At 52.4% G+C, this 6,489-nt stretch carries 4 protein-coding genes; 1 reads left to right on the forward strand and 3 read right to left on the reverse strand.

What is annotated here, in order from left to right; all coding sequences use genetic code 11:
- Positions 1–384: 384 nt before the first annotated feature.
- Complete coding sequence (locus tag F8D48_RS11120; protein WP_151432078.1) at positions 385–2,010, reverse strand: RNA-directed DNA polymerase; 1,626 nt, start codon at positions 2,008–2,010, stop codon at positions 385–387.
- Positions 2,011–2,630: 620 nt separating this feature from the next.
- Here F8D48_RS11120 and F8D48_RS11125 point away from each other — a divergent pair.
- A complete protein-coding gene (locus tag F8D48_RS11125) occupies positions 2,631–5,546 on the forward strand; it encodes a DEAD/DEAH box helicase (protein ID WP_151432080.1) in 2,916 nt (971 codons plus the stop codon).
- A gap of 18 nt (positions 5,547–5,564) precedes the next feature.
- On the opposite strand, the gene F8D48_RS11130 is transcribed toward F8D48_RS11125, so the two are convergent.
- Positions 5,565–5,954, reverse strand: coding sequence for a (deoxy)nucleoside triphosphate pyrophosphohydrolase (locus tag F8D48_RS11130; protein ID WP_151432082.1), 390 nt, complete (start codon positions 5,952–5,954; stop codon positions 5,565–5,567).
- 446 nt (positions 5,955–6,400) lie between these two features.
- On the reverse strand, positions 6,401–6,489 hold an 89-nt coding region (locus tag F8D48_RS11135; protein WP_151432084.1), incomplete at its 5' end, for an IS3 family transposase.

The following is a 6,489-nucleotide window of genomic DNA, read 5'->3' on the forward strand; positions in this document are numbered from 1 at the left end:
CTCAAGTACGTGGCCGACAGCGAGTGGGGATCGAGGAGGTACCTGGACGTGTCGCTGCTGGGCGAGTGATCATGCCGACGGCTGACCGCCGGCTGCTGGAATTTGCGCAAGAGTCTGGACAGTACCACTTTTTGCGTCTCTGCTTGCGAAACCTTATGGCAAGCCTCGCTCTGAGCTGTCTTGTTGCCGACGCTTTATATTGCGGGGAATGTTATTTGGTGGCTGATACAGAAGGCTCAAGGCGAGCGCGGCTTAAACGTCGTAAAAATCGGTTTGTTGTCTCCTTGCGGGATTTGCGCAGAAGGCTGGGCGGCGCTTGAGCGAAAGGGGTCTTGAGCCGGTTGAGAAAAGTACTCTTGGATATTTAGGGGCAGATGACTTATATCACAGTTCGTTGGTGGTGCGTTCTTCGGTTCTGTCGACCTCACCCTCGCTGTCGACCCCCGTTAGCTCTTTTAGCGCTTCTAAAGTATCTTCGCGTGATTCGATATTGTTGAGCGGCGCATCGATGCTTGCCTGGTCAACGAAACTGACGTTGTTGCGTTTCATCGAGCGCCATATCCCATCAGAATACGCGCCAGGTAGGTCGTCTGCCGCCAACGTTTCGTAGACGAAAAGCCAGTTTCGCTGAAAATCATCTTCGTTTGCGACCAGCTCTCTCGCGCGATTTGCCAAACATTCGTGCAATTTCTCATCCTGGTGCCTCTGGGCGTAAACTAAAGCGCAAGCACTCAATATGCAGTCATCGGCTTTTATGAGAGAATCAATTCCATCATCGTCGGTGAGTGCGTCTATTTTAAAGCCATAGCGAATTGCATAATATAGCGCAAAGGCAGCCGAGAGATAATCGCGTTCAATGATTGATTTTTGATAAAGAAGGTTCGAGAAAACTCGGATGCGTTCACCGGGAATTTTCGCAACGTTAATCACACGTTCTTCGATAAATGGTAAGAGATAGGGCTGGGTATACGCTAGATGAAGCGCAATATCACCATAGTATTGACGGCCCCAGTGATTCATGGGGCTGTGGGCGAGCATGCTGAATGCGTATGAGAGCGTAGAGCCATTACCAGCTTCTTGCATAGAGGAGATTGCGGAGTCAATAAACCGTTCGACATCACCTCTGTCTAGAGGGGTATTGCGAGGGAAGGCGGTTCTTAGCGCGCGAACCCAGTCGTCAGATGAGGTGAGCGGCATCTTGCTCACTCTTGTTTTCTTTTGGTTGGTCGAAAGCCCAAATAAGTTAAGCTCATTTTCTAGATCAAGAATGAATGCTTGCGCTTGTGCTTCGCTGTCGACGTAGCATCGATAATCGTCGATATGTCGTAAGAAGCGGTATTTCTTGTCGAACAGTGCTTTGTCGATGCGAGTAAGGATAAGTTCAGAAAGAAGGTTCGAGGCGTGAGGTCCGACAAGCAGTCCGTGGGTCTCTCCATTTGTAGTGTTCATTGTCCATGCATCAAGCTCGTGCGACCAGAGACATTTTTTGCCGTGGATGTTCTGCTTCGCCACCTCCTTTCCTAAGACTGCCCAGTCGAGGGCGTGGGTGTAGATGCTTGGAAAGCATCGCGATATATCACAATCGACGGTAAAGCGGTTTCCTATCAACAATGCCGGTAAGGGAGACTCCTCAATTTGCCAACATCGATAATTCATACTAAATAATGATTTGGTATTTTTGCGTTTGCGAATATGAATGCGACTGATACGGTAAGGTTGATTCCGTGTGTTCTCATGCAGTATCTTCTTGATATCTGTCCAGTGCGTAGAAAGATGTCGAACAAGGCGTTCGTACGCAAGGGGATCGGGGATGCCGAAATCACGTTTAACACCTACATTTCTTATATAAGAGAATCTAATCCAGTTACTCCGTCTGTTTTTTGGCATGCAGGGGTTGCGCCGACAGTAGTCCATAAAGGACTCGCTAGAGAACATCGGTGGGAGCTTGTCGGCGAATAGTCCCCAGCCAAGTAGTCCTTCGTAAAGAGACTCAGGAGAAATTTCTTCCATAAAGTCACTGTAGCTTCGAGGAAATGGCTTAAGGAGATGGTCTTGGGGGATCGCGCGAATTGTTGGATCAAATATCGTAAACACTGCTAGCTCCAGGAGGCGGTCGCCGTTGCTCTTCGTTTGGCTATCTATGATATTGATGGCGATTGGCGGGCTGCCTCCAGTCGTGTTCTGCCAAACCTTGTTAAGATAATACACCTACCCAAAGATAAGTTAATGCGACTTAGGCCGAGCGTGCGTGACCGGTTCTGAGTTGTGGGTGAGGAGGCGGTGTTTTGGTTTGACCGTGGATTTGTTTGCAGCGGAAAGGCTATATGGTTCCGGTTAGTAAGTAATAAGTATATTCGGATTGGCCCTCCCATTATTCGTTGGCTTCTCGGCAGATGATATTTTGTGAGGTATGAAGGCTGTAGCTGGCTGCCTCCTGTAAAGATAGTTGACATAGTGATTTCTGGCATGCCGTGGATGCGCGCATAGCTTGTCTGATGGGACTGTGGTAGCTGCAAACGTTGGGGGTGAATTTGCTAAGCTTCGCAGAAGATTTGCGTACAACGCCATGCTGGAGGTTTGTGGGATACAATTAATCTGAAACCTAACAAATCCAGCTTCTAGGAGCCCCCGTGCGTCTATCTGATGAATCTCGGTACGAATATAGCGTTGTTGCCTTTGAGGATAGTTTGCGGGCTAGTTTTATTGGGTCCGAGAAGTCTTCCGACGATCGGTATGCTCCCAAAATCGTCATGAATGACAAGGAGAGCGCGACCGATGTGCTCTCGATAATCAAAAACGAGCTTGCGGATTGCACGTCATTTGATTTCTCGGTGGCCTTTGTGACCGCCGGCGGCATCCAGGTTCTCGTGGAAGCTCTCCGGCTTTTGGAGGAGCGCGGGGCGACGGGGCGTATTCTGACTTCCACGTATCTGAACTTCAACGACCCAGAGGCGCTGTCGAAACTGCTGGAGTTCCCGGCTATAGATGTTCGAGTCTACCAGGGAGATTTGCATGCCAAGGGGTACTTCTTCAATCGGGAGACGCTCTCGACGTTCATCATCGGCAGCTCGAATCTGACCCAGACGGCTCTGACATGCAACAAGGAATGGAACGTCCTCTTCCGGTCCTTTGAAGGCGGGGAGATGCTTGCTTCGGCGCGGGCGGAATTCGAGCGACTTTGGGCGGATGATAAATCGGTTGAACTGACTCGAGAGTGGATTCTGGGCTACAAACGTTATCTCGGCGAGGGCTCTCCTGAATCGGCCCAGCATGCCAAGAGGCTCAAGGCCTTTGCGCTGAAAGAGGCCAAAGCCGGCGTGGCCGCCGATGCGCCGCAGGGGATCGTTCCGAACGCTATGCAAGAGCGTGCTCTGGAGGCCTTGCGGGTCCAGCATGAGCTGAATGAGCCCCGTGCGCTGCTCGTGTCGGCAACGGGCACGGGGAAGACTTACCTTTCTGCGCTCGACGTTCGTCAGACCAAGCCCAGTAAGGTCCTCTTTATCGCCCACCGCAAGAGGATCCTGAAGGCGTCTGCAGAAAGCTACCGTCGCGTGCTGGGCGGCAGCTACACGTATGGGGTCTATGGCGAGGATCCGGACTTCCGCTCCAAAACGTGCGGGTTCGCCATGGTCGGGGCGCTCTCGAAGCATCTGCGTGACTTCGATCCTTGCGAATACGACTATATCGTGATCGACGAGGCGCATCGAACAGGCGCGCGCAGCTACCGCGACATTTTGGAGTATTTCCGACCCAAATTCTTCTTGGGCATGACCGCAACGCCGACACGTACCGATGGCTACGATGTCTACCGCCTCTTCAATCACGTAATCGCATACCGCATTACCCTTCAAGATGCCCTCAACGAGAACATGCTGGTGCCCTTCCACTACTTCGGTATTGCGGATTTGGCGATAGAAGACGAGGAGGCGGACGATTTCGCCTTGTTCGGCCAGCTGACCTCGGAGGAGCGGGTAAAACACGTCACCGAGAAAATAGAGGAGTACACGGTCAACAAGGCTGATCGTAGGGGCTTGGTGTTCTGCTCGCGCAACGACGAGGCGAAGACCCTTTCGCAGCTTTTCAACGAGCACGGGTATCGAACCATCGCGATTTCGGGGGAGACCCCGGATTTTGAGAGAGACCGAGCTATTGAACGGCTCGAAAGCGGGGAGTTGCAGTACATATTCTCGGTGGATATCCTCAATGAGGGCATCGACATTCCCTCGCTGAATCAGATTATCATGCTACGCCGAACGGAATCGACCGTCGTGTTCATGCAGCAGCTCGGACGCGGCTTGCGCAAGCACGACGCAAAAGAGTTCACGCTCGTTCTCGATTTCATCGGCAACTATCAGCAGAACTTCCTTATCCCGATGGCCCTTTCCGGCGATCGCACCTACAACAAAGATAACCTGCGCAGGGTAGTTAAAGAGGGGAGCGCCTCCATCCCGGGTTGCTCGACCATCTCGTTCGACCGCATTTCCGAGAAGCGCATCTTCAGGGCTTTGGAGGAAGGTAGGTTCGCGGAGGCAAAGCTCATTCGAAGTGAGTTCAATCATCTGAAGCAGATTTTGGGAAGAACGCCGAAGCTTGTCGATTTCGACAAAAACGAAGCCATAGACCCGATGCTGATCATTCGGAAGTACGGCTCGTACCCCGCGTTTCTGCAGCAGTATGACAAGGACTGCACAACCCATTTCGACGAGAAGAAGCTCGCTATGCTCAAAGCTATCTCTACGAAGTTGGGTAATGGGAAACGCGCGGTGGATCTCGAGGTAATTCGAAGATTCGCTGAGGGCGACATAACGATCGAGAAGGAGGGCCTCTCTGCTCGCGGGATGGGAGTGGAGGCGCTTCGCTCGGCCTCCCGTGTTTTAACTGGTGAGTATTCTAAGGACAGCCCGGCTGTTGCTGTGGATGAGCACGGGCAGTTCGTGGCCTCTCCTGCGTTCGTCGCCATGCTGATGGACGATCAGTTCCGTGAGGCGGTTTTGGACTTAGTCGAATTTGCGCTCGCAAGGAACGCTCGCGATTATTCCGATGCCTATAAAGACACGGACTTCGTGCTGAACCGCAAATACACGCGCGAGGAGGCGTGCCGGCTCCTGAGATGGAAGAAGCAGCCGAACTTCCAGAACGTCGGCGGCTACTTCCATGATAAGGACACCAACACCTTCCCGGTCTTCATCAACTACGAGAAAGATCCCGATATCAGCATCACGACACAGTATGAGGATCGGTTTGTCTCAGACAATCGAATCATTGCGATCTCGAAGAGCAAGCGCACCCTCGCGTCTCCCGAGATTCGGATGCTCGCCAACGCGCGTCTCAACGGCGTCCGGTGCTATTTGTTCGTGCGGAAGAACCTGAAGGACAAGGACGACGGTACGGAGTTCTACTTTCTCGGCGAGATACACCCGACGGGGGAATTCCAGGAGATCATCATGGCGGATGGCGCGACAAGCGCAGTGGAGATCGCATACGAGTTGGAAAACCCCGTTAAGGGCGACATCTACGAGTTCCTTACGAGCCGTCTTGACGACTAGCGTTCAGGTTTTGGCGAGTTACAGCACCTGATCCTTTAACGCTTCTACAACCGAAATATCTGCGGGAAGCCAGTCGACAGAATCAATGGTTGCGGCATCGAGCCATCGCGCCTGCGTGTGCTCGATCAAGTCGATATGCTCCTCGGCAAGCGAGCAAAGGTAGCAGCTCATGTGGAGGTGAAAGGTCTCGTAGTCGTAATCCACCGTGCAGAGGTGCCGGTCCACGACGATTCGGGCGTCGAGCTCTTCGTGGATTTCCCTGACGAGGGCCTGCTCTTCCGTCTCGCCCGGCTCAACCTTGCCGCCGGGAAACTCCCAGCCGCCCTTGAAGTCGCCATATCCTCGCTGCGTCGCCAGGACGCGTCCGTCTTTTTCGATAATGGCTGCTACTACGTGAATGGTTTTCATGGTGTGTCTTCCTAGGGGTTTGTGCTGGGTGGGCGCTGGCATCCAGCACTTCATCGCTACAGGAGTATTCTAGCATCATCCTAATTTATGACCTCAATGGCAATTTTGGGATCAATTTACGGCAGTGTTTCGTAAAGTCTGGCAGTCTTGTTCTCCGAGAACTCGGTGGAATAGCCTCTGTTCTTGACATCGAGATTGATCTTCTGGGAAGAATTGTTGGGGAGATTTTGGGCCCGTTCCGTAGCTTGGCGGTCAAGGATTTTACTCAGGCTTGCGAAGTTGTTCCGCAGGTCGTAGTTTTGCCTCCACGGCGACCATCTTGCCCTGCTCCTTCGGCATGATATTCGGTCGGGTTGCCACGGGGTGGCTTGAAGCGACTCTCTCCCTTGAAATGGGAAACCTGCTGTTCTGAACTGCGTCCCAAAACTTGGACGAATTAGTAAGGACTAAGCTGCTAAGGACTGATTTCGGAATTCCTCCGGAGTCAGTCCTTTCAGTTTAACCTGTCGTCTCCTCGTATTCCAATGAACGATGT

The sequence above is a fragment of the Adlercreutzia muris genome (assembly GCF_008831045.1).
Lineage (GTDB): Bacteria > Actinomycetota > Coriobacteriia > Coriobacteriales > Eggerthellaceae > Adlercreutzia > Adlercreutzia muris.

Excerpts from the sequence above, each read along its gene's own strand:
- F8D48_RS11120 (WP_151432078.1), bottom strand. The coding sequence starts at position 2,010 with ATGGAAGAAATTTCTCCTGAGTCTCTTTACGAAGGACTACTTGGCTGG.
- F8D48_RS11130 (WP_151432082.1), bottom strand. The coding sequence starts at position 5,954 with ATGAAAACCATTCACGTAGTAGCAGCCATTATCGAAAAAGACGGACGC.